The organism is Streptomyces sp. NBC_00887 (assembly GCF_045207585.1).
Genome location: NZ_CP108788.1, coordinates 7,792,725 through 7,812,389, shown reverse-complemented (window position 1 = coordinate 7,812,389; position 19,665 = coordinate 7,792,725). Strand labels below are relative to the sequence as shown.

At 71.4% G+C, this 19,665-nt stretch carries 16 protein-coding genes; 13 read left to right on the top strand and 3 right to left on the bottom strand.

The genetic code is table 11. The features are described 5' to 3' along the window. Positions 1-236 precede the first annotated feature (236 nt). The 7 genes from OG844_RS35605 to OG844_RS35575 all read left to right on the top strand — a co-directional run bounded on the left by OG844_RS35605 (position 237) and on the right by OG844_RS35575 (position 10,725). Positions 237-1,778: a leucyl aminopeptidase gene (locus OG844_RS35605; RefSeq protein ID WP_406389533.1), complete on the top strand. Its 1,542-nt coding sequence runs from the start codon at positions 237-239 to the stop codon at positions 1,776-1,778. A gap of 325 nt (positions 1,779-2,103) precedes the next feature. Further along, positions 2,104-3,492 (top strand): dihydrolipoyl dehydrogenase, encoded by a 1,389-nt coding sequence (gene lpdA, locus OG844_RS35600; protein ID WP_406389534.1) that lies wholly within the window; start codon positions 2,104-2,106, stop codon positions 3,490-3,492. A 59-nt stretch (positions 3,493-3,551) separates the two neighbouring features. Continuing rightward, positions 3,552-5,363: a 2-oxoglutarate dehydrogenase, E2 component, dihydrolipoamide succinyltransferase gene (gene sucB / locus OG844_RS35595; RefSeq protein WP_406389535.1), complete on the top strand. Its 1,812-nt coding sequence runs from the start codon at positions 3,552-3,554 to the stop codon at positions 5,361-5,363. A gap of 148 nt (positions 5,364-5,511) precedes the next feature. Beyond that, entirely contained in the window at positions 5,512-6,135 is a 624-nt protein-coding gene (locus OG844_RS35590; RefSeq protein ID WP_329211843.1) for a GntR family transcriptional regulator, read from the top strand. A gap of 290 nt (positions 6,136-6,425) precedes the next feature. Beyond that, the gene (aceE, locus tag OG844_RS35585) at positions 6,426-9,095 is read left to right on the top strand and encodes a pyruvate dehydrogenase (acetyl-transferring), homodimeric type (protein WP_406389536.1); all 2,670 of its coding nucleotides are present in this window, start codon (positions 6,426-6,428) and stop codon (positions 9,093-9,095) included. 78 nt (positions 9,096-9,173) lie between these two features. Continuing rightward, the gene (locus OG844_RS35580) at positions 9,174-10,142 is read left to right on the top strand and encodes a helix-turn-helix transcriptional regulator (RefSeq protein ID WP_406389537.1); all 969 of its coding nucleotides are present in this window, start codon (positions 9,174-9,176) and stop codon (positions 10,140-10,142) included. Positions 10,143-10,203: 61 nt separating this feature from the next. Continuing rightward, the gene (locus tag OG844_RS35575) at positions 10,204-10,725 is read left to right on the top strand and encodes a DUF4240 domain-containing protein (protein WP_406389538.1); all 522 of its coding nucleotides are present in this window, start codon (positions 10,204-10,206) and stop codon (positions 10,723-10,725) included. Between the two features lie 17 nt (positions 10,726-10,742). Here OG844_RS35575 and OG844_RS35570 read toward each other — a convergent pair whose 3' ends face one another. Next, the gene (locus OG844_RS35570; RefSeq protein WP_406389539.1) at positions 10,743-11,270 is read right to left on the bottom strand and encodes a GNAT family N-acetyltransferase; all 528 of its coding nucleotides are present in this window, start codon (positions 11,268-11,270) and stop codon (positions 10,743-10,745) included. A gap of 62 nt (positions 11,271-11,332) precedes the next feature. On the opposite strand from OG844_RS35570, the gene OG844_RS35565 reads away from it, so the two are divergent. Beyond that, positions 11,333-12,232 (top strand): TIGR01777 family oxidoreductase, encoded by a 900-nt coding sequence (locus OG844_RS35565; protein ID WP_406389540.1) that lies wholly within the window; start codon positions 11,333-11,335, stop codon positions 12,230-12,232. Between the two features lie 278 nt (positions 12,233-12,510). Then, on the top strand, positions 12,511-13,824 hold the full coding sequence (locus OG844_RS35560) for an NAD(P)/FAD-dependent oxidoreductase (protein ID WP_406389541.1): 1,314 nt from the start codon (positions 12,511-12,513) through the stop codon (positions 13,822-13,824). A 6-nt stretch (positions 13,825-13,830) separates the two neighbouring features. Here the strand turns inward: OG844_RS35560 and OG844_RS35555 are convergent, their stop codons facing one another. Then, entirely contained in the window at positions 13,831-15,504 is a 1,674-nt protein-coding gene (locus OG844_RS35555) for a regulator (protein WP_406389542.1), read from the bottom strand. A 278-nt stretch (positions 15,505-15,782) separates the two neighbouring features. Here OG844_RS35555 and lipB point away from each other — a divergent pair, with 278 nt between their 5' ends. The 4 genes from lipB to OG844_RS35535 all read left to right on the top strand — a co-directional run bounded on the left by lipB (position 15,783) and on the right by OG844_RS35535 (position 18,919). Further along, positions 15,783-16,601, top strand: coding sequence for a lipoyl(octanoyl) transferase LipB (lipB, locus tag OG844_RS35550; RefSeq protein WP_406389543.1), 819 nt, complete (start codon positions 15,783-15,785; stop codon positions 16,599-16,601). Between the two features lie 122 nt (positions 16,602-16,723). Further along, complete coding sequence (gene lipA, locus OG844_RS35545; RefSeq protein ID WP_406389544.1) at positions 16,724-17,677, top strand: lipoyl synthase; 954 nt, start codon at positions 16,724-16,726, stop codon at positions 17,675-17,677. A 300-nt stretch (positions 17,678-17,977) separates the two neighbouring features. Further along, positions 17,978-18,178, top strand: a complete 201-nt coding sequence (locus OG844_RS35540) for a hypothetical protein (RefSeq protein WP_329211826.1) — start codon at positions 17,978-17,980, stop codon at positions 18,176-18,178. Between the two features lie 30 nt (positions 18,179-18,208). Beyond that, the gene (locus tag OG844_RS35535; protein ID WP_406389545.1) at positions 18,209-18,919 is read left to right on the top strand and encodes a DUF4191 domain-containing protein; all 711 of its coding nucleotides are present in this window, start codon (positions 18,209-18,211) and stop codon (positions 18,917-18,919) included. Positions 18,920-19,002: 83 nt separating this feature from the next. Here OG844_RS35535 and OG844_RS35530 read toward each other — a convergent pair whose 3' ends face one another. Further along, positions 19,003-19,470 (bottom strand): RDD family protein, encoded by a 468-nt coding sequence (locus OG844_RS35530; RefSeq protein ID WP_384609859.1) that lies wholly within the window; start codon positions 19,468-19,470, stop codon positions 19,003-19,005. Positions 19,471-19,665 lie beyond the last annotated feature (195 nt).

Below are 19,665 nucleotides of genomic sequence, written 5' to 3'. Positions count from 1 at the left end.
CGTACCCCTCGCTCACCTGCCCAGTTCAACGACCCTATCCCCGTGGTCCGTTCCGTCGTACGGGGCCTGCCGGCCCGGGCGGCGTACGGCCGGACGGCCCCGCCCCTGTGAGCCGGAAGCAAAGGCGCGCGTAGGCTCGTTCCCGGCGCATTGCGGCGGCATCTACGATGCGCCGGGCACGGTCGGCCCACCCCCTCGACCGGTACTCAACTCAACGGAAGCGAGAATTCACCACCGTGACTGCTCTCACTCTCAGCACCGCAGGTGCGGCGACGCTGCGCGCCGACGCACTCGTCGTCGGCATCGCCAAGGGCGCCAAGGGTCCGGTCGTCGCACCGGGCGCCGAGGCCGTGGACAAGGCGTTCGACGGAAAGCTCGCCACCGTCCTGGAGACCCTGGGCGCCGCCGGTGCCGAGGGCGAAGTGACCAAGCTTCCCGCACCGTCCGGTCTCAAGGTCCCCGTTGTCGTCGCGGTCGGGCTCGGCCCGGTCCCGGAGAAGGACGGCGCGTACGACGCGGAGGCACTGCGCCGCGCCGCCGGCAGCGCGGCCCGTGCGCTGAACGGTTCGAAGAAGGCCGGTTTCGCACTGCCGACGGAGTCCACCGAGGACGCCGAGGCCATCGCCGAGGGCGCCCTGCTCGGCGCGTACTCCTTCACCGCCTACCAGGGCGGCGAGAACAAGCTCGCCCCCAAGGGCAAGAAGGACAACGGCCCGAAGCTGCCGCTCGCCGAGGTCGTCCTGCTCGGCACCAAGCCGCGCGACAAGGCGTTCAAGGCCGCCGCCGAGCGCGCCACCGCGGTCGTCGAGGAGATCAACCGCGCCCGCGACCTGATCAACACCCCGCCGAACGACCTGTACCCCGAGTCCTTCGCCGCGGTCGCCACCGCCGCCGGCAAGGAGCACGGCATCAAGGTCCAGGTCCTCGACGAGAAGGCTCTCGTCAAGGGCGGCTTCGGCGGCCTGCTGGGCGTCGGCCAGGGCTCGACGCACGGCCCCCGCCTCGTCCGGCTCGGCTACACCCACCCGAAGGCGGAGAAGACCCTCGCCCTGGTCGGCAAGGGCATCACCTACGACTCGGGCGGCATCTCGCTCAAGCCGGCCGGCCACAACGAGACGATGAAGTGCGACATGAGCGGCGCCGCCGCCGTGTTCGCCGCCGTCGTCGCGGCCTCCCGTCTCGGCCTCCAGGTCAATGTCACCGGCTGGCTGGCCCTCGCCGAGAACATGCCGTCGGGCAACGCCACCCGCCCGGGCGACGTGCTGCACATGTACAGCGGCAAGACCGTCGAGGTCCTCAACACCGACGCCGAGGGCCGGCTCGTCCTCGCCGACGCGCTGACCCGCGCCTCGGAGGAGAACCCCGACGCGATCGTCGACGTGGCGACCCTGACGGGCGCGATGGTCCTCGCCCTGGGCAACCGCACCTTCGGCGTGATGGCCAACGACGACGCCTTCCGTACCGCCATCCACGAGATCGCCGAGGAGGTCGGCGAGGCGTCCTGGCCGATGCCGCTCCCCGCCGACCTGCGCAAGGGCATGGACTCCCCGACGGCCGACATCGCCAACATGGGCGAGCGGATGGGCGGCGGCCTGGTGGCCGGTCTGTTCCTGCAGGAGTTCGTGGGCGAGGGCATCGCCTGGGCCCACCTGGACATCGCGGGACCCGCCTTCCACGAGGGCGCGCCGTACGGCTACACGCCCAAGGGCGGCACCGGGTCCGCGGTCCGCACCCTGGTCAAGCTGGCGGAGCGCACGGCCGCCGGCGATCTCGGCTGAGTTCCACGGATTCGCTCGCGCCGTTCGCGCGCAGCGATACGGCCCCGGGCATACGTCCGGGGCCGTACATGTTCACCTCAGTGGCTCTGACCGGCCTCTTTCCGAAACTTTGTACGTATCGTCAACGGTCCGAGGCGGACCTCCGTCCGTCTCGGACCAGGGGCCCGCGTCCCGCCCGCCCTCAACAAGTGCGAAGATGGGTTCTCGGCAGGACAGGGCCCCCACCACAGGGCCGAACAACACAAGCGGCCGAACACCAGCCGACCGGCCGGTCACACCCCAGCGAGGGGCCCGGCGTACGGCGCACATGCATGGAGGACGTGACGTGGCGAACGACGCCAGCACCGTTTTCGACCTAGTGATCCTCGGCGGTGGTAGCGGCGGGTACGCCGCGGCCCTGCGCGGAGCGCAGCTGGGCCTGGACGTCGCACTGATCGAGAAGGGCAAGGTCGGCGGCACCTGCCTGCACAACGGCTGCATTCCCACCAAGGCGCTGCTGCACGCCGGAGAGATCGCCGACCAGGCCCGCGAGGCCGGTCAGTTCGGTGTCAAGGCCACCTTCGAGGGCATCGACATCGCGGCCGTCCACGCGTACAAGGACGAGGTGATCTCGGGTCTGTACAAGGGCCTGCAGGGTCTCATCGCCTCGCGCAAGGTGCACTACATCGAGGGTGAGGGCCGCCTCTCGTCGCCCACCTCGGTGGATGTCGACGGCAAGCGCATCCAGGGCCGCCACGTCGTGCTCGCGACCGGCTCCGTGCCGAAGTCGCTGCCCGGCCTGGAGATCGACGGCAACCGCATCATCTCCTCGGACCACGCGCTGAAGCTGGACCGTGTCCCGAAGTCCGCCATCGTCCTGGGCGGCGGCGTCATCGGCGTCGAGTTCGCCTCGGCGTGGAAGTCCTTCGGCACCGAGGTCACCATCGTCGAGGGCCTGAAGCACCTGGTCCCCGTCGAGGACGAGAACAGCTCGAAGCTCCTTGAGCGCGCGTTCCGCAAGCGCGGCATCAAGTTCAACCTCGGCACCTTCTTCGACAAGGCCGAGTACACGCAGGACGGCGTGCGTGTCACCCTCGCCGACGGCAAGACCTTCGAGGCGGAGGTGCTGCTGGTCGCGATCGGCCGCGGCCCGGTGTCGCAGGGTCTGGGCTACGAGGAGGCCGGCGTCGCGATGGACCGCGGCTACGTCCTCGTCGACGAGTACATGCAGACCAACGTCCCCACGATCTCGGCCGTGGGCGACCTCGCCCCGACGCTCCAGCTCGCCCACGTCGGCTTCGCCGAGGGCATCCTGGTGGCGGAGCGGCTGGCCGGTCTCAAGACCGTGCCGATCGACTACGACGGCGTGCCGAAGGTGACGTACTGCCACCCCGAGGTCGCCTCCGTCGGCATCTCCGAGGCCAAGGCCAAGGAGATCTACGGTGCGGACAAGGTCGTCGCCCTCAAGTACAACCTCGCGGGCAACGGCAAGAGCAAGATCCTGAAGACCGCGGGCGAGATCAAGCTCGTCCAGGTCAAGGACGGTGCCGTGGTCGGCGTCCACATGGTCGGTGACCGTATGGGCGAGCAGGTCGGCGAAGCCCAGCTGATCTACAACTGGGAGGCGCTGCCGGCCGAGGTCGCGCAGCTCATCCACGCCCACCCGACGCAGAACGAAGCGATGGGCGAGGCGCACCTGGCCCTGGCCGGCAAGCCTCTCCACTCCCACGACTGATCCAGTCCCGGGCGCGACGACCGACCACTTCCGCACTTTCGTAAGGAGCAACTGAAACCATGTCGGTTTCCGTAACCCTTCCGGCGCTCGGCGAGAGCGTCACCGAGGGCACTGTCACCCGTTGGCTGAAGGCCGAGGGCGAGCACGTCGAGGCCGACGAGCCGTTGCTCGAGGTCTCGACCGACAAGGTCGACACCGAGATCCCGGCCCCCGTATCCGGTGTCCTGGCGTCCATCAAGGTCGCCGAGGACGAGACCGTCGAGGTCGGCGCCGAGCTGGCCGTCATCGACGACGGCTCGGGCGCGCCCGCGGCGGCTCCGGCCGCCGAGCCCGCGGCTGCCCCGGCCCCCGCCGCCGCCGAGGCCCCGGCGCCCGTCGCCGAGGCCCCCGCCGCTCCGGCCCCCGCGGCAGCTCCGGCTGCGGCCGGTGGCGCCGAAGGTACCGACGTCACCCTCCCCGCGCTCGGTGAGAGCGTCACCGAGGGCACGGTCACCCGCTGGCTGAAGGAGGTCGGCGAGGAGGTCACGGAGGACGAGCCCCTGCTCGAGGTCTCCACGGACAAGGTCGACACCGAGATCCCCGCCCCGGTCTCCGGTGTGCTGCTGGAGATCGTGGTCGCCGAGGACGAGACCGCCGAGGTCGGCGCGAAGCTCGCCGTCATCGGTGCTCCGGGTGCCGCCCCGGCCGCTGCTCCCGCAGAGGCCGCTCCGGCTCCCGCCGCCGCTCCGGCTCCCGCCGCCGCTCCGGCCCCCGCCGCTCCGGTCGCGGCCCCGGCCGCTCCGGCCCCCGCCGCTCCCGCGCCTGCCGCTCCGGCAGCCCCGGCTCCGGCTCCGGAGGCGCCCGCCGCTCCGGTCGCGGCCCCGGCCGCTCCGGCGCCCGCGGCCGCCGCTCCGGCACCCGTCACCCCGGCACCGGTCGCTCCGGCCGCGCCTTCCGGTGACGACGGCGCGTACGTCACGCCGCTGGTCCGCAAGCTCGCCGCCGAGAACGGCGTCGACCTGGGCACGGTGAAGGGCACCGGCGTCGGTGGCCGTATCCGCAAGCAGGACGTCGTCGCCGCCGCGGAGGCCGCCAGGGCCGCCGCTGCCGCTCCGGCTCCGGTCGCAGCCGCCCCGGCGGCGAAGGCCGCGCCGAAGCTCGAGGCGTCCCCGCTGCGCGGTCAGACGGTCAAGATGACCCGCATGCGCAAGGTCATCGGCGACAACATGATGAAGGCGCTGCACTCGCAGGCCCAGCTGACCTCGGTCCTCGAGGTCGACATCACCAAGCTGATGAAGCTGCGCAACCGGGCGAAGGAGTCCTTCGCCGCCCGTGAGGGCGTCAAGCTGTCCCCGATGCCGTTCTTCGTGAAGGCGGCGGCCCAGGCGCTGAAGGCCCACCCGGTCGTCAACGCCCGGATCAACGAGGACGAGGGCACCATCACGTACTTCGACTCGGAGAACATCGGCATCGCCGTGGACGCCGAGAAGGGTCTGATGACCCCGGTCATCAAGGGTGCGGGCGACCTGAACATCGCCGGTATCGCGAAGAAGACCGCCGAGCTGGCCGGCAAGGCACGCGGTGGCGGCCTCACCCCGGACGACATGTCCGGTGCGACCTTCACCGTCAGCAACACCGGTTCGCGCGGTGCGCTGTTCGACACGGTCATCGTGCCGCCGAACCAGGCAGCCATCCTGGGCATCGGTGCCACCGTCAAGCGTCCGGCGGTCATCGAGACCGCCGAGGGCACCGTCATCGGTGTCCGCGACATGACGTACCTCTCGCTCTCCTACGACCACCGTCTGGTGGACGGCGCGGACGCCGCCCGTTACCTGACGACGGTCAAGGCGATCCTCGAAGCGGGCGAGTTCGAGGTCGAGCTCGGCCTCTGAGGCACGCGGTTGTAACCAGCCTCACCAGCGGCGCCCCCGTCCGGAACACTCCCGGGCGGGGGCGCCGCCGTATTGTCTAGACACCACCGGTCGCCCCTGGCGGCCGTGTTGGTGTAGGCAGCACCGGTTTGCCCCTAAGGAGCCCGTCATGACCCCGCCCGTCGTCCACTCGCTGCGCGAGCAGATCCGCGAGCACATCGTGGACGGGATCGTCAGCGGGCGCTGGAAGCCGGGCGAGCGAATCGTGGAGCGCCGTATCGCGACCGAGCTGGAGGTCAGTCAGACGCCCGTGCGCGAGGCGCTGCGCGAGCTGGAGACCCTGCGGCTGATCGAGTCGGCCCCCAACAAGGGCGTACGCGTGCGGAATCTGACCGCGGCCGATCTGGAGGAGAGCTATCCCGTACGGGCCGGGCTCGAGCAGATCGCCGCGGAGCTGGCGGCTCCGGCACTCGGCGAGGACTGCTCGGCGCTGACCCCGCACGTGGCGGCCCTGTACGAGGCGGACCGGCTGGCCGACGGCGAGGCGCAGGTGCGGCACACGGTTGCCTTCCACCGGGAGATGGTGCGGGCCGCGGGGAACGCCGTCCTGCTGCACACCTGGGAGGGGCTGGGCATCGAGGTGTTCACGGCCCTGTCGATCCGCTGGCTCGGCACGGTGCAGAAGTCGTACGCGGAGGAGCACGAGGCTCTCATCGACGCGTTCCTGCGGCGGGACCCGCGGATCGCCGTGCTCGTGAAGGAGCATGTCCTGGGGTGCGCGCCGCGAGCGTGAACCCGGTGCGCACCCCCGGCGTGAGCCCGCGCGAAGGCGTGCACCCATCTGCGGCACCGAGCGCTCGACTGTGCAGCTCAGAGCCCGTTTCACCCTAAAAATCCCGTCACTCCGTGCCCCATTTCGAGGCACCCCATGCCACTTTCTTCAGATCGAGAAGTTTTGCCTTTCATCCTTTGATCGATCATCGATCGGCGACTTACAGTTCAGTCGCGGGCCCACCGGCCCCATCGCCCTGTCCTGCCAGCCAGGGCCTTCTCCACCCCCCTCCACTCCGGAAGGCGGCGATCATGACCGACCCCGTAGCAAAACATCCGAGCGAGCTCGACCAGCTCCCGGACCGCGACCCCGAGGAGACCGCCGAATGGGCGGCCTCCCTGGACGCCGTCACCAAGGCCGCGGGCCCGCACCGCGCCGCATACCTGATGCGTCGTTCGCTCCAGCACGCGGAGGGCGCCGGTATCGCGCTGCCCAAGCTGCTGGAGACCGATTACGTCAACACCATCCCCACCTCCGCGGAGCCCGCCTTCGACGGCGACCTGGAGATGGAATCGAGGATCACCGCCTGGAACCGCTGGAACGCGGCTGCGATGGTCACCCGCGGCGCCCGGTTCGGCGTGGGCGGCCACATAGCCACGTTCGCCTCGGCAGCCTGGCTGTACGAGACCGGCTTCAACCACTTCTTCCGCGGCAAGGAGGGGGACGGCTCCGGCGACCAGCTCTACATCCAGGGCCACGCCTCCCCCGGTATCTACGCCCGCGCCTTCCTCGACGGCCGGATCAGCGAGCAGCAGCTCGACAACTTCCGCCAGGAGTCGGGCGGCGAGGGCCTGCCGTCCTACCCGCACCCGCGGCGGCTGCCCTGGCTGTGGGAGTTCCCCACCGTGTCGATGGGCCTCGGCCCGCTCTCGGCCATCTACCAGGCGCGCTTCAACCGCTACCTGGCCAACCGCAACATCAAGGACACGTCGAACTCGCACGTCTGGGCCTTCCTGGGCGACGGCGAGATGGACGAGCCCGAGTCGACCGCTGCCCTCGCCCTCGCGGCCCGTGAGCAGCTCGACAACCTGACCTTCGTCATCAACTGCAACCTGCAGCGCCTCGACGGCCCGGTCCGCGCCAACTTCCGCGTGGTCCAGGAGCTGGAGGGCGCGTTCCGCGGAGCCGGCTGGAACGTCATCAAGACGCTCTGGGGCAACGCCTGGGACGAGCTGTTCCAGCTGGACACCACGGGCGCCCTGATCCGTCGCCTCCGCGAGGTTCCGGACGCGCAGTTCCAGACGTACGCGACCCGCGACGTGGCCTACATCCGCGAGCACTTCTTCGGCACCGAGCCCGCGCTCGCCGAGCTGGCGAAGCTGCTGAGCGACGCCAAGATCGCCGAATGCTTCTACAGCTCCCGCGGCGGCCACGAGGCCCGCAAGGTGTACGCGGCCTACCGCGCCGCGGTGGAGCACAAGGGCGCGCCGACCGTGATCCTGGCCCAGACGGTCAAGGGCTACACGCTCGGCAAGGGCTTCGAGTCCAAGAACGCCAACCACCAGATGAAGAAGCTGTCGACGGACGAGTTCAAGAGCATGCGCGAGCTGCTCGGCCTCCCGATCCCGGACAGCGCCTTCGAGGACGGGCTGGTCCCCTACGGCCACCCGGGCGCCGACTCCCCCGAGGTCCGCTACCTCCAGGAGCGCCGTGCCGCCCTCGGTGGTCCGGCCCCCGCCCGCCGGGTGCACGCCGTGGCTCTGCCGCAGCCGGAGGAGCGTGCCTTCAAGGCCCTGTACAAGGGGTCCGGCAAGCAGGAGATGGCCACCACCATGGCGTTCGTCCGCCTGGTGAAGGACCTGATGCGCGACAAGGAGACCGGCAGGCGCTGGGTGCCGATCGTCCCGGACGAGGCCCGCACCTTCGGCATGGAGTCGCTGTTCCCGTCGGCCGGCATCTACTCGCCGCTGGGCCAGACGTACGACCCGGTCGACCGCGACCAGCTGATGTACTACAAGGAAGCCAAGGACGGTCAGATCCTCAACGAGGGGATCACCGAGGCCGGCGCCATGGCCGACTTCATCGCCGCCGCCACGTCGTACGCGACGCACGGCGAGACGATGATCCCGTTCTACATCTTCTACTCGATGTTCGGCTGGCAGCGCACCGGCGACCAGATGTGGCAGCTCGCCGACCAGCTCGGCAAGGGCTTCATCGTCGGCGCCACGGCGGGCCGTACGACGCTGACGGGCGAGGGCCTGCAGCACGCGGACGGCCACTCGCACCTGATCGCGTCCACGAACCCGGCGTCGCTCAACTACGACCCGGCGTTCGCGTACGAGGTCGCGGTGATCGTCAAGGACGGTCTGCGGAGGATGTACGGCCCCGAGGCCGAGAACGTCTTCTACTACCTGACGGTCTACAACGAGCCGAAGCAGCAGCCCGCGATGCCGGAAGGCGTCGAGGAGGGCATCGTCAAGGGCCTGTACCGCTTCAAGGAGGGCACGCCCACCACGGCGGACGCGCCCCGCGTGCAGCTCCTCGGCTCCGGTACGGCGATCCACTGGGTGCTCAAGGCCCAGGAACTCCTGTCCGCCGACTGGGGTGTCACGGCCGACGTCTGGTCCGCCACCTCATGGGGCGAGCTGCGCCGCGACGCGCTGGAGGCCGACGAGGCGCTGCTCCGCGGTGAGCAGCAGGTGCCGTACGTGACCCAGGTGCTCTCCGGTGCGCCGGGCCCGGTCCTCGCGGTGAGCGACTGGATGCGCGCGGTACCGGACTCGATCAGCCAGTGGGTCGAGCAGGACTGGTCCTCGCTGGGCACGGACGGCTTCGGCCTCTCCGACACCCGCGACGCGGCCCGCCGCCACTTCGGTGTGGACGCGCAGTCGATCGTGGTCGCGGCCCTGGCCCAGCTGGCCCGCCGCGGCGAGGTCCCGGCCTCGACGATCAAGGAGGCCCGGGAGCGGTACGGGCTGTAGGCAGCACGAGGGCGGGGCAGGTGCCGGGCAGGTCCGGCACCTGCCCCGCAGTCGTCGTGCGGCGCCCACAATGGCTTCATGCGTGCTGCCCGGCTCATCAAGATGGTTCTGCTCCTGCAGTCCCGGCCCTCCATGACCGCTGCCGAGCTGGGACAGGAACTGGAGGTCTCGGAGCGCACCGTGACCAGGGACGCCCAGGCCCTGTCCGAGGCGGGCGTGCCCGTGTACGCGGACCGGGGGCGGGCGGGCGGGTACCGGCTCGTCGGCGGTTACCGGACCCGGCTCACCGGCCTGGCCCGTCACGAGGCCGAGGCGCTCTTCCTGTCCGGACTGCCCTCGGCCCTGCGTGAGATGGGGCTCGACGACGCCGCGTCCGCAGCCCGGCTGAAGGTCTCGGCCGCCCTGCTCCCCTCGCTCCGGGACGCCTCGCAGAGCGCCGCCCAGCGCTTCCACCTCGATGCCCCCGGCTGGTACCACGAGCCGGTCACCCCCGAGCTGCTGCCCGCCGTCGCTGAGGCGGTCTGGGACGACCGCGTGGTCCGGGCGCGCTACCGCCGCGGCCCCGCGGGCGAGGTGGATCGGGAGATGTCCCCGTACGGGCTCGTCCTGAAGGCCGGGGTCTGGTACCTCTGCGCCCGGGTGGCGGACGACTTCCGGGTGTACCGGATCGACCGGTTCACCGCGGTCGCCGTGTCGGCTACCCGGTTCGAACGGGACGAGGACTTCGATCTGCCCCGGTTCTGGGAGGAGCGCGCCGCACAGTTCGCCCGGTCGATCCTGCGTACCGAGGTGACGGTACGGCTGTCCGAGGCGGGGGTGCGCCGACTGCCGTACGCCGTGGACAGGGCCGCTGCGGAGGAGGCGCTGGCCGCGGCCGCTCCGCCGGACGCGGAGGGCCGGCGCACGCTCACGCTGCCGGTCGAGTCCGAGGATGTCGCGTACGGCCAGCTGCTCTCCCTCGGGCCGGAGTTGGAGGTCCTGGCACCCGCCGCCCTGCGCGAACGTGTTGCCGATGCCGCCGAACGCATGCGCGACCTCTACGGTTGAAGGCTTCATTTCGGTGTCTCCGCGTGCGTCGCCCGCCGCCAAGGCCGATGCTGGACCAGTGATGGACGAGACGGAGTTCTGGGAGATCATCGACAACACCCGCGAGGCCGCCGACGGCGACCCCGAGGACCATGCCGACCTGCTCGTCGAACGGCTGGTGCGGCTCGATCCCGACTCCGTGCTGGATTTCGCCAGGCACTTCGAGGCCCGCTACAACCGCGCGTACCGCTGGGACCTGTGGGGCGCGGCCGCCGTGCTGCTCGGCGGGGCGAGCGACGACGCGTTCGACTTCTTCAGGTGCTGGCTGATCGGGCAGGGCCGGGAGGTCTTCGAGGGCGCGGTGCACGAACCCGACAGCCTCGCCGAGCTGCTCGACGACTTCGACGACGAGCTCGACGGCGACGGCGAGGACCTCGGCTATGCAGCCGACGAGGCGTACGAGCAGCTCACGGGCGTGGTCGCGCCGGACCTGGGCCTGCCGCCGCAGGCCACCGAGCCCGCCGGCACGCCCGTCGACTTCGAGGACGACACGGCGCTGGCGGAACGGCTCCCCGCGCTCTGGAGCCGCTTCGGCCCGACCTGAACTCGCCCGATCTGAACTCAGGAGAGCAGCGAACGGCCCATCAGGACGTCGTCGGCGTACCGCCCGTTCAGGAAGAACTCCCCGGGCAGTACGCCTTCGACGGCGAAGCCCTCCGATGCGTACAGCTTCCGCGCAGGGGTGTTGTGCCCGAGCACGCGCAGGGTGAGCCGCCCCGCTCCCTGCCGCCGCGCCTCCGCGTACGAGGCGCGCAGCAGCTCCCGCGCGACACCGTGGCCCCGCGCCCACTCGGCCACGGCGAGGCCCTGTATCTGGCGCACGTGCGCGTTGCAGGCCAGCGGCGTCGCCGGAGCGAGCCGGATGTACCCGGCGATGTGCTCCTCGCCCGCGTCGGAGAGAGCCGCGGCCACCAGGAACTCCCCCGGCCTGTGCCGCTCGTCGAAGAACGGCTCGTAAGGGGGCCGTGGTCTGGGCTGCACGGCGTGCAGCGTCGACCAGGTGGCACGGTCGAGCTCTCCGAGCGCGCGCTCGTCCGCCTGTACGGCGGGGCGGACGGGCAGGAGGGAGTGGAACCGCGGCTCGGACATGCGGGCCACTGTGCCACGCCGTGTTCCGCGTGAGCGAGGGTCCATGGGGCAGGATGGAGGCCATGCAGCGCTCCCGTATCGCCGTCACAGGATCGACCGGCCTCATCGGAGCGGCGCTCGTGCGCTCGCTGCGGGCCGACGGGCACGAGGTGGTGCGCCTGGTACGCCGCCCCGCCGCCACCGGCGACGAGGTGGAATGGGACCCGAAGCGGCAGTACGTGGACGTGGCGGGCCTCGTCGGATGTGACGCGGTCGTCCACCTCGCGGGGGCCGGGGTCGGCGACCACCGGTGGACCCCGGCGTACAAGCGGGAGATCCGGGACAGCCGCGTCCTGGGCACGGCGGCGATCGCCGAGGCCGTCGCCTCGCTCGACGAACCGCCGAAGGTCCTGCTGTGCGGGTCCGCCATCGGCTACTACGGGGACACCGGGGACCGTGCGGTCGACGAGAGCGCGCCGCCCGGCAAGGGCTTCCTGCCGTCGGTGTGCGTGGAGTGGGAGGAGGCCACGGCCCCTGCCGAGGAAGCGGGCGTACGGACGGTGCACGCCCGGACCGGTCTGGTCGTCGCCCGGGAGGGCGGGGCCTGGGGCCGTCTCTTTCCGCTGTTCAGGGCGGGGCTCGGCGGACGGCTCGGGAACGGGCGGCAGTACTGGAGCTTCATCGCCCTGCACGACCACGTCGCGGCGATGCGGCACATCCTGGACACCGAGTCGCTGTCCGGCCCGGTGAACCTGACCGGGCCCTCCCCGGCCACCAACGGCCAGGTGACGGCCGCGATGGGGCGGGTGCTGCGCCGCCCGACCCTGTTCACCGCCCCGGCGCCCGCGCTGCGCGTCGCTCTCGGGGAGTTCGCCGAGGACGTACTGGGCAGCCAGCGGGTGCTACCCGGCCAACTTCTCGACTCGGGTTTCTCGTTCGCCTTCCCCGGAATCGACGCCGCCGTCCGCGCGGCGCTGCGCTGAACCCGCCCGCCCGGCCGTGCGGCCGGGCCGCCCTTCCCGCACAGCGGCGCAGCTCAGCGGTCGCGGCCGGCCTCCTCGGCGCCTCCGGCAGGCCGGGCAGGCCGCCGCTGCGGCACCGCCCGCCGGGGGTCCGTGCGACCCCGTGCACCGGTGCCCCCAGGCGCGCGCGACTGCGCCTGCACCAGCCATCCATCTAGCCTCGACCCGAACTCCGGCATTCCGGGGGCCTGTTGGGGGCAAGAGCCTCCCACCAGTCGCGCCGACTCGGGGAGGGGTACGTGTTTACGGCACACACGGCACACCACGCGGATGTGGTCATCATCGGGGCCGGGATCGCCGGCCTGTCAGCGGCTCATCAACTGACCAGCGCAGGAGTGAACGTCAGCGTCCTGGAGGCCGCTCCGCACATCGGCGGCCGGATGGTCACCCACGATGTGGACGGGTTCCGGCTCGACCACATCGGTCCACTGCTCAGCTCCGCCTACCCGGAGCTGAGCACCACCCCGGGGCTCGACGGCCTGGTGCTGCGGGACTTCAGCCCCGGGGTGCTCGTCCACAGCGGAGGCCGCCGGTACCGCGCCGGTGACGTACGGAGCGCAAGGGGCGCACTCAAAGCGGTGCGCACCCGATCGAGCGCCCCCCTGGCGCCCCTGGGCGGGGCGATCGAACAAGCCCGGCTGGGTTCCTGGCTCGGCCGCCTCGCCGCCGCACCGGCGGCCCGGATCCTGGCCAGGCCGGACCGGACCGCACGCGCGGCCCTGTCTGCGCGTGGTCTCTCCCCGCGGATGGTCAGCGGTTTCCTGCACCCCCTGCTCACCGCGCTGCTCAACGACCCCGCGCTCACCACATCGAGCCGCTGCGCCGAGCTCGCACTGCGCAGCTACGCGCGCGGCAGGCTCTGCGTGCCGTCGGGCGGTTCCGCGGAACTGCCCCGGCTGCTGGCGGCCGCCCTGCCACCCGGCACCGTACGCACCGGCGTGCATGTCACGGCCGCCGACATCACGTCCGTACGCACCAAGGAGCACGGCGAACTGGGCTGTCGCTCCCTGCTGCTGGCCACCGGAGCGGGCGCGGCCGCGGAGTTGCTGCCCGGTCTGCGGATGCCGGCCTTCCAACCGGTGACGGTGCTTCACCACACCGCACCCGCACCCCCGCCGACGGGAGCGCACCTGCTGCTGGACGCGGACCGCTCGGGTCCGGTCGCGCACACCGCCGTGATGAGCGAGGTCGACCCGTCGCGCGCGCCGCACGGCCGGACGCTGATCACCTCCACGGTTCTCGGTCCCCCGCCACCGGACCTCGACCGCACGGTCCGCGAGCACCTCGCCGCGCTGTACGGCACGCCCACGCACGACTGGGAACTCCTGGCGGCCCATCACGACCCGGAGGCGGTGCCCGCGATGCCGCCCCCGCACGATCTGCGCCGGCCGGTCCGGGTCCTGGCCGGCCTGTACGTGTGCGGCGACCACCGCGACACGAGCACGGTCCAGGGCGCCCTGCACTCGGGGCACCGTGCGGCCTCGGCGATCCTCGCGGACCTGGGCGTGCGGGAGGAACCCGGTGGCGGGGCCGCGCTGCCCGCCGCCGCGTAGGCCGGCTCAGCCGAGCGCGGCGACCCGGTCGCGGTAGCCCCGCACGGCTACCGCGTCCCGGTACGGCTCGAGTCGGCGCTCGAAGTCCCGCACGTACTCCGTGGCGCGCACCGACCGCATCTCCGAAGCCTGCTGGGCCGCCTCCGCGCCCAGCAGGCAGGCCTGGTCCAGCTCGCCGAGTCCGAGCCGTGCGGAGGCGAGCACCACACGGCAGAACAGCCTGCTGCGGGCGTACGCCGGAGCGCGCAGTTGGAGCGACCGCTCGGCGTGCTGCACGGCGACCCGGTACTGCTGCAGATCGCGATGGCAGTGGCCGAACTCGTCGGCGAGCTGCGCCTCGTCGAAGTAGCGGGCCCAGTGCGGCACGTCGTCCCCGGGGCGCTCGGACTGCAGGGCCCGTTCCGCGCGTACGAGTGCGGCGATGCACGCCCGGGTCTCGCCGAGCACCCCGTGTCCGCGCGCCTCGACCGCGTGCAGCAGTGCCATGACCACGGGCGGCGCCGAGGACCCGATCCCCTGCTGGGCGACCCGGGCGAGCTGCACCGCTTCCCTGCCGTGCCCGAGGTACACCGCCTGCCGGCTCATCGTGATCAGGACGAACGAGCCGTACCCCCGGTCACCGGCCGCCTGCGCGAGCCGCAGCGCCTGGACGAAGTAGCGCTGGGCGAGGCCGTGCGCGGCGATGTCGTACGAGGTCCAGCCCGCCAGCCGGGTCAGATCGGCCGCCGCGGAGAACAGCTGCCTGCCGACGGCCTCGCCGTAGCTTCCCCGGAGCATGGGCTCGGCCTCGTGCTCCAGGTACCTGACGAGGGCCTGCCGGGCGTGACCGCCGCCGTAGGCGTTGTCCAGGGTGCGGAAGAGCTCACCGACCGACCGCAGGGCCGCGACGTCGCCGTTGCCGACCCGCTGGCCGGGGCCGCGGTCGGTCTGCCGCTGACGGGGCACGCCGAGGGGCGGCTGTGCCGGGGCGGGCGGGCGGGCCGAACCGGGACCCCGGTTGCCGGCCCGGCCGCCGTGGGCAGACGCCCCATGTGTGCCCCCGGGGCCGTGATGCGCGTGGGCGCCGCCGGAGGCGTGGAAGGCGTTCGACGTGCGGACGGCGCTCGTGTCGCCGGGTGTGCGCGGGGCGGGCAGGCCCGCCATGCCGTGCGCCGGAGCTCCGTTCGCAGTGCTCGCAGGGCCGGCACCGCCCGCGCCGCGGGAAGCCGCCGCCGTCGCCGGTTCTCCGTGTCCGACCCATTCGTCGGCCCGCCCGATCAGCCAGTCCCGGCTGGGCACGACGAGTCCGGCCGGGGTGAACGCGATCTTGCGCAGCTCCGCATGGCTGCCGGAGTCCTTCCGCCACAGCCCGCTGACGATGTCGACGGCCTCGGCGGGCGTGGCCGCGAACTCCAGCCCGGCATAGACGGGGGCGCACGCGTCCAGCCCCAGGTCCTGCGCGGAGAGCCGGCGCCCCAGCCGCCGGGTGAAGACCTCCGCGATCAGGGCGGGGGTGGTTCCCCTCGGTTGCTGGCCACGCAGCCAGCGGGTCACCGAGGTCTTGTCGTACCGCAGATCGAGGCCGTGTTCGAGGCCAAGCTGATCCACCCTGCGGGCCAGACCCGCATGGGAGAATCCGGCTTCCGCGATGAGCGCAGCGAGCCGCCTGTTGGGGGTGCGCTGCGGAGGTCGTTCCGACATCAGCTGTACGGTCTCCTGCCTTCGGGGCCGGGCGGGGAGCCCTTATGGAACGGCGCGAATTTAGCTGTCCCGGCAGCCGCCCCAACGACCTTCGCTCCACATTCATCCGATCGTGTGAGGATTGTGGACATCGCTGACGGGACGGCCTGGAGCGAACCTGCCGGACGTCCGTCCCCCGAGCGGTCGTACAGTGGCTCAGGGCGCATATCAGTGCATGGTGCCGTGGTCCCGGGGACACCCCCCCGGCCTCCCGACACCCGAATAGGGAGGCACCCGAAGTGAGTGAGCTGCGGTTCGTCCGTCTGGGATTCGGCGAGGAAGCGGTCGACTACCAGGAGGCCTGGCAGAAGCAGCGGGAGGTGCACGCGGCCCGGTTCGAGGACTCCGTACCCGACACCTGCCTGCTCCTCGAGCACCCGCCCGTCTACACGGCGGGGCGGCGCACGACCGACAGCGAGCGCCCCCTGGACGGCACCCCTGTCATCGATGTGGACCGCGGCGGGAAGATCACCTGGCACGGTCCGGGCCAGCTCGTCGGCTATCCCATCCAGAAGCTGCCGCGGCCGGTCGACGTCGTCGCCCATGTGCGACGGCTGGAGGACGCCCTGATCCGTACGGCCGCCGACTTCGGCGTGGAGACCTCCCGGGTCGAGGGCCGCAGTGGTGTCTGGGTCCTCGGCGACCCGGTCGAGGAGCGCCCCGCGCTCGGCGGACTGTCCCTGGACTTCGACCCCCGCCTGCACGACGAGGAGTTCGACGCCCGGCTGAACGGCCCCGAGTACGCGCCGTCCAACGCCGGCCAGCGCCGCGAGGACCGCAAGTTGGCCGCGATCGGCATCCGGGTCGCCAAGGGTGTGACCATGCACGGCTTCGCGCTGAACGTGAACCCGGACAACACGTGGTTCGACAGGATCGTGCCGTGCGGCATCCGGGACGCGGGCGTGACCTCGCTCTCGTACGAGCTGGGCCGGGAGGTCACGATCGCGGAGGTACTGCCGGTCGCCGAGGGGCACCTCAGGGACATCCTGGAGAACGCGGAGCTCGCGCCCCGCACCGTCGGGGCCGCCGCCTCGGGGACCGCGGCCGCCCCCGCCTGACCACGGGGCCGGGAATAGGCCCTGTCGGCCACAGGTTGGGCAGACGTAAGGCCGTTCTAACCACGGGCGTACCCTGGTGTTCGCCGAAGAATCCAATGCAGCGAAAGCAAAGGGGTGCCGGAGTGTCCGGTGTCGCACCCGACGGGCGCAAGATGCTGCGCCTGGAGGTCCGAAACAGCCAGACCCCCATCGAGCGCAAGCCGGAGTGGATCAAAACCCGGGCGAAGATGGGCCCCGAGTACACGAAGATGCAGAAGCTCGTGAAGAGCGAGGGTCTGCACACCGTGTGCCAGGAAGCCGGCTGTCCGAACATCTACGAATGCTGGGAAGACCGCGAGGCGACCTTCCTCATCGGCGGCGACCAGTGCACCCGGCGCTGCGACTTCTGCCAGATCGACACGGGCAGGCCCGAGGCCCTGGACCGCGACGAGCCCCGCCGTGTGGGCGAGTCCGTGGTCACGATGGACCTGAACTACGCCACGATCACCGGCGTCGCACGTGACGACCTGGAGGACGGCGGCGCCTGGCTGTACGCGGAGACCGTGCGCCAGATCCACGCCCAGACCGCCGAGCGGGCGACCGGCGCCACCAAGGTGGAGCTGCTGATCCCCGACTTCAACGCGGTTCCCGAGCAGCTCGCCGAGGTCTTCTCCTCGCGCCCCGAGGTGCTCGCGCACAACGTCGAGACGGTGCGGCGGATCTTCAAGCGGATCCGCCCCGGTTTCCGTTACGAGCGCTCCCTGGAGGTCATCACCCGGGCCCGTGAGGCCGGTCTGGTGACCAAGTCCAACCTGATCCTCGGCATGGGCGAGACCCGCGAGGAAGTCAGTGAGGCGCTCCAGGACCTGCACGACGCGGGTTGCGAGCTCATCACGATTACGCAGTACCTGCGGCCCACCCCGCGGCACCACCCGGTCGAGCGCTGGGTGAAGCCGCAGGAGTTCGTCGAGCTGAAGGACGAGGCCGACGCGATCGGCTACTCCGGCGTGATGTCGGGGCCGCTGGTGCGCTCCTCGTACCGCGCGGGCCGTCTCTTCAAGCAGGCGATGGAGGCCCGGGGCGCGACCGTCGCGTGAGCGACCGTGGCCGCCCAGGCCGTGTGAATCCGCGCACAAGAAGCTACTGAACAGTAATGGCTGATTCGACGCGGCCCGTACGCTCCCCGCAGGTCCGGGGCCCGTATGGGCCGCGTCGGCGTGCGCGGCGCCGAAATCTGGGTTTCATTGGTGTTTGACCGACCGGTCATGCACTGGTAACACCAAGCAGTGACCCTAGGTACACATACAGCGGCAGCCCCCGAGGCCGCCGCAGTCACTGCTTCCCGCTACCCAGTGCGCGCCGGGTGCGCGCATCCGCTCCGAGGGGGAACGACCACGATGCACGCCGCGCCGGTACGAGCCAACGCGATCCCGTCCGTCACCACCGCACTCCGCGCCGTCGAGTCGCTGCTGATGAGCAGCGGCCAGCGCACCGCCCGCCGGAACGCCTGGACGGCGGTCCTCGAAGACCGCCGCAGGGCCAAGGACCGGGTCGAGGCACAGCATGTACTGGAGGCTGTGGCCGACCGCCGTTCCTAGGCCGGTCCGGGGCCACGTAAACTTCAATACATGGCGAGGAAGGCAAACACCACTGAAGGCGCGGACAGCGCCGAGAACGCGGGGCGGCTCAAGCAGATCGCCCTGACCTACAAGATGACCAGGCGGACCGACCCCAAGATCGGTCTTGTCGTCGCGGGTGTGGGAATCGTCACCTTCGGTGTCCTCCTCGCGATCGGCTTCTTGATCGATCACCCGGTCTACGCGGGCATCCTGGGCTTCGTACTGGCCCTCCTCGCAATGGCGATCATCTTCGGACGACGTGCCGAGCGCGCGGCCTTCGGGCAGATGGAGGGACAGCCGGGCGCTGCGGCGGCCGTGCTGGACCGTGTCGGCCGCGGCTGGAGCACGACTCCGGCGGTCGCGATGAACCGCAGTCAGGACGTCGTCCACCGTGCCGTCGGCAAGGCGGGCATCGTTCTGGTCGCCGAGGGCAACCCGAACCGGGTGAAGAGCCTGCTGGCTGCGGAGAAGAGGAAGATGGCCCGGATCGTGGTGGACGTGCCGGTGCACGACATCATCGTCGGCGACGGCGAGGGCCAGGTGCCGCTCAAGAAGGTGCGCACCAAGATGCTGAAGCTCCCGCGGGTGCTGACGGGCGCGCAGGTCACCGCTGCCAACGACCGGCTGCGGGCCATGGGCGACCTGATGAGCAACATGCCGCTGCCGAAGGGCCCGATGCCGAAGGGCATGCGGATGCCGCGCGGCGGAAAGATGCGCTGACGTACTTCGTACGGAACGAGGGCGGCCCCGGACGTGATCGTCCGGGGCCGCCCTCGTTGCTCCGGCGCTCTCGGGCCCCCGCCTCAGATGCGCACCTGGACGGCACGGGCCAGCCGGTCGTGGAGACCGCGGCTGTCGCGGTCCCAGACCAGGGCGGGGATGACCAGGAGCAGCAGTACGGTCCGGACGATCACCCGCCCGGTGCCGAGCCGACCGCCGCCCTCGGCGACGACCCGCAGGCCCAGGATGCGCTTGCCCGGGGTGGAACCGATGGTTCCGACCGTCAGCAGGCTCAGTACGAGGAAGACGGCCAGCGCCCAGTTCCCGGCCGCCTGTTGGTCACCTTGAGCGAGCAGCCCGTATGCGATCACCATGCACACGGTCCAGTCGATGAAGAGTGCCCCGAAGCGCCGGCCGAGCGGGGCCACGGCCCCCGGGCCCTCCTGGGGCAGACCGAGGCGCTCGCCCCGGTAACCGAAGTCGGCGCCCATCTCCTCGGCCGCCGCGCGTGGCCCCGAGAGCCACGATCCGATTGCTTGCCTGTTGTCCACCCGTCCACGGTACTGCGCCCGTGTTTGCACCTGGCCGGGCGGGGCACTGATAAACGTCGCTGAGGTGCCGCTGCCGCCCGGCCTGGTTAACTTGGGCGAAACAAATGGGTCATGCTTGAGAAATCCTGCCTGCCTATGGTCGGGTCCAGCGTGTGCCACCGCACTGGCCGCACGAAAGAGCTGCAACCCCGCCCT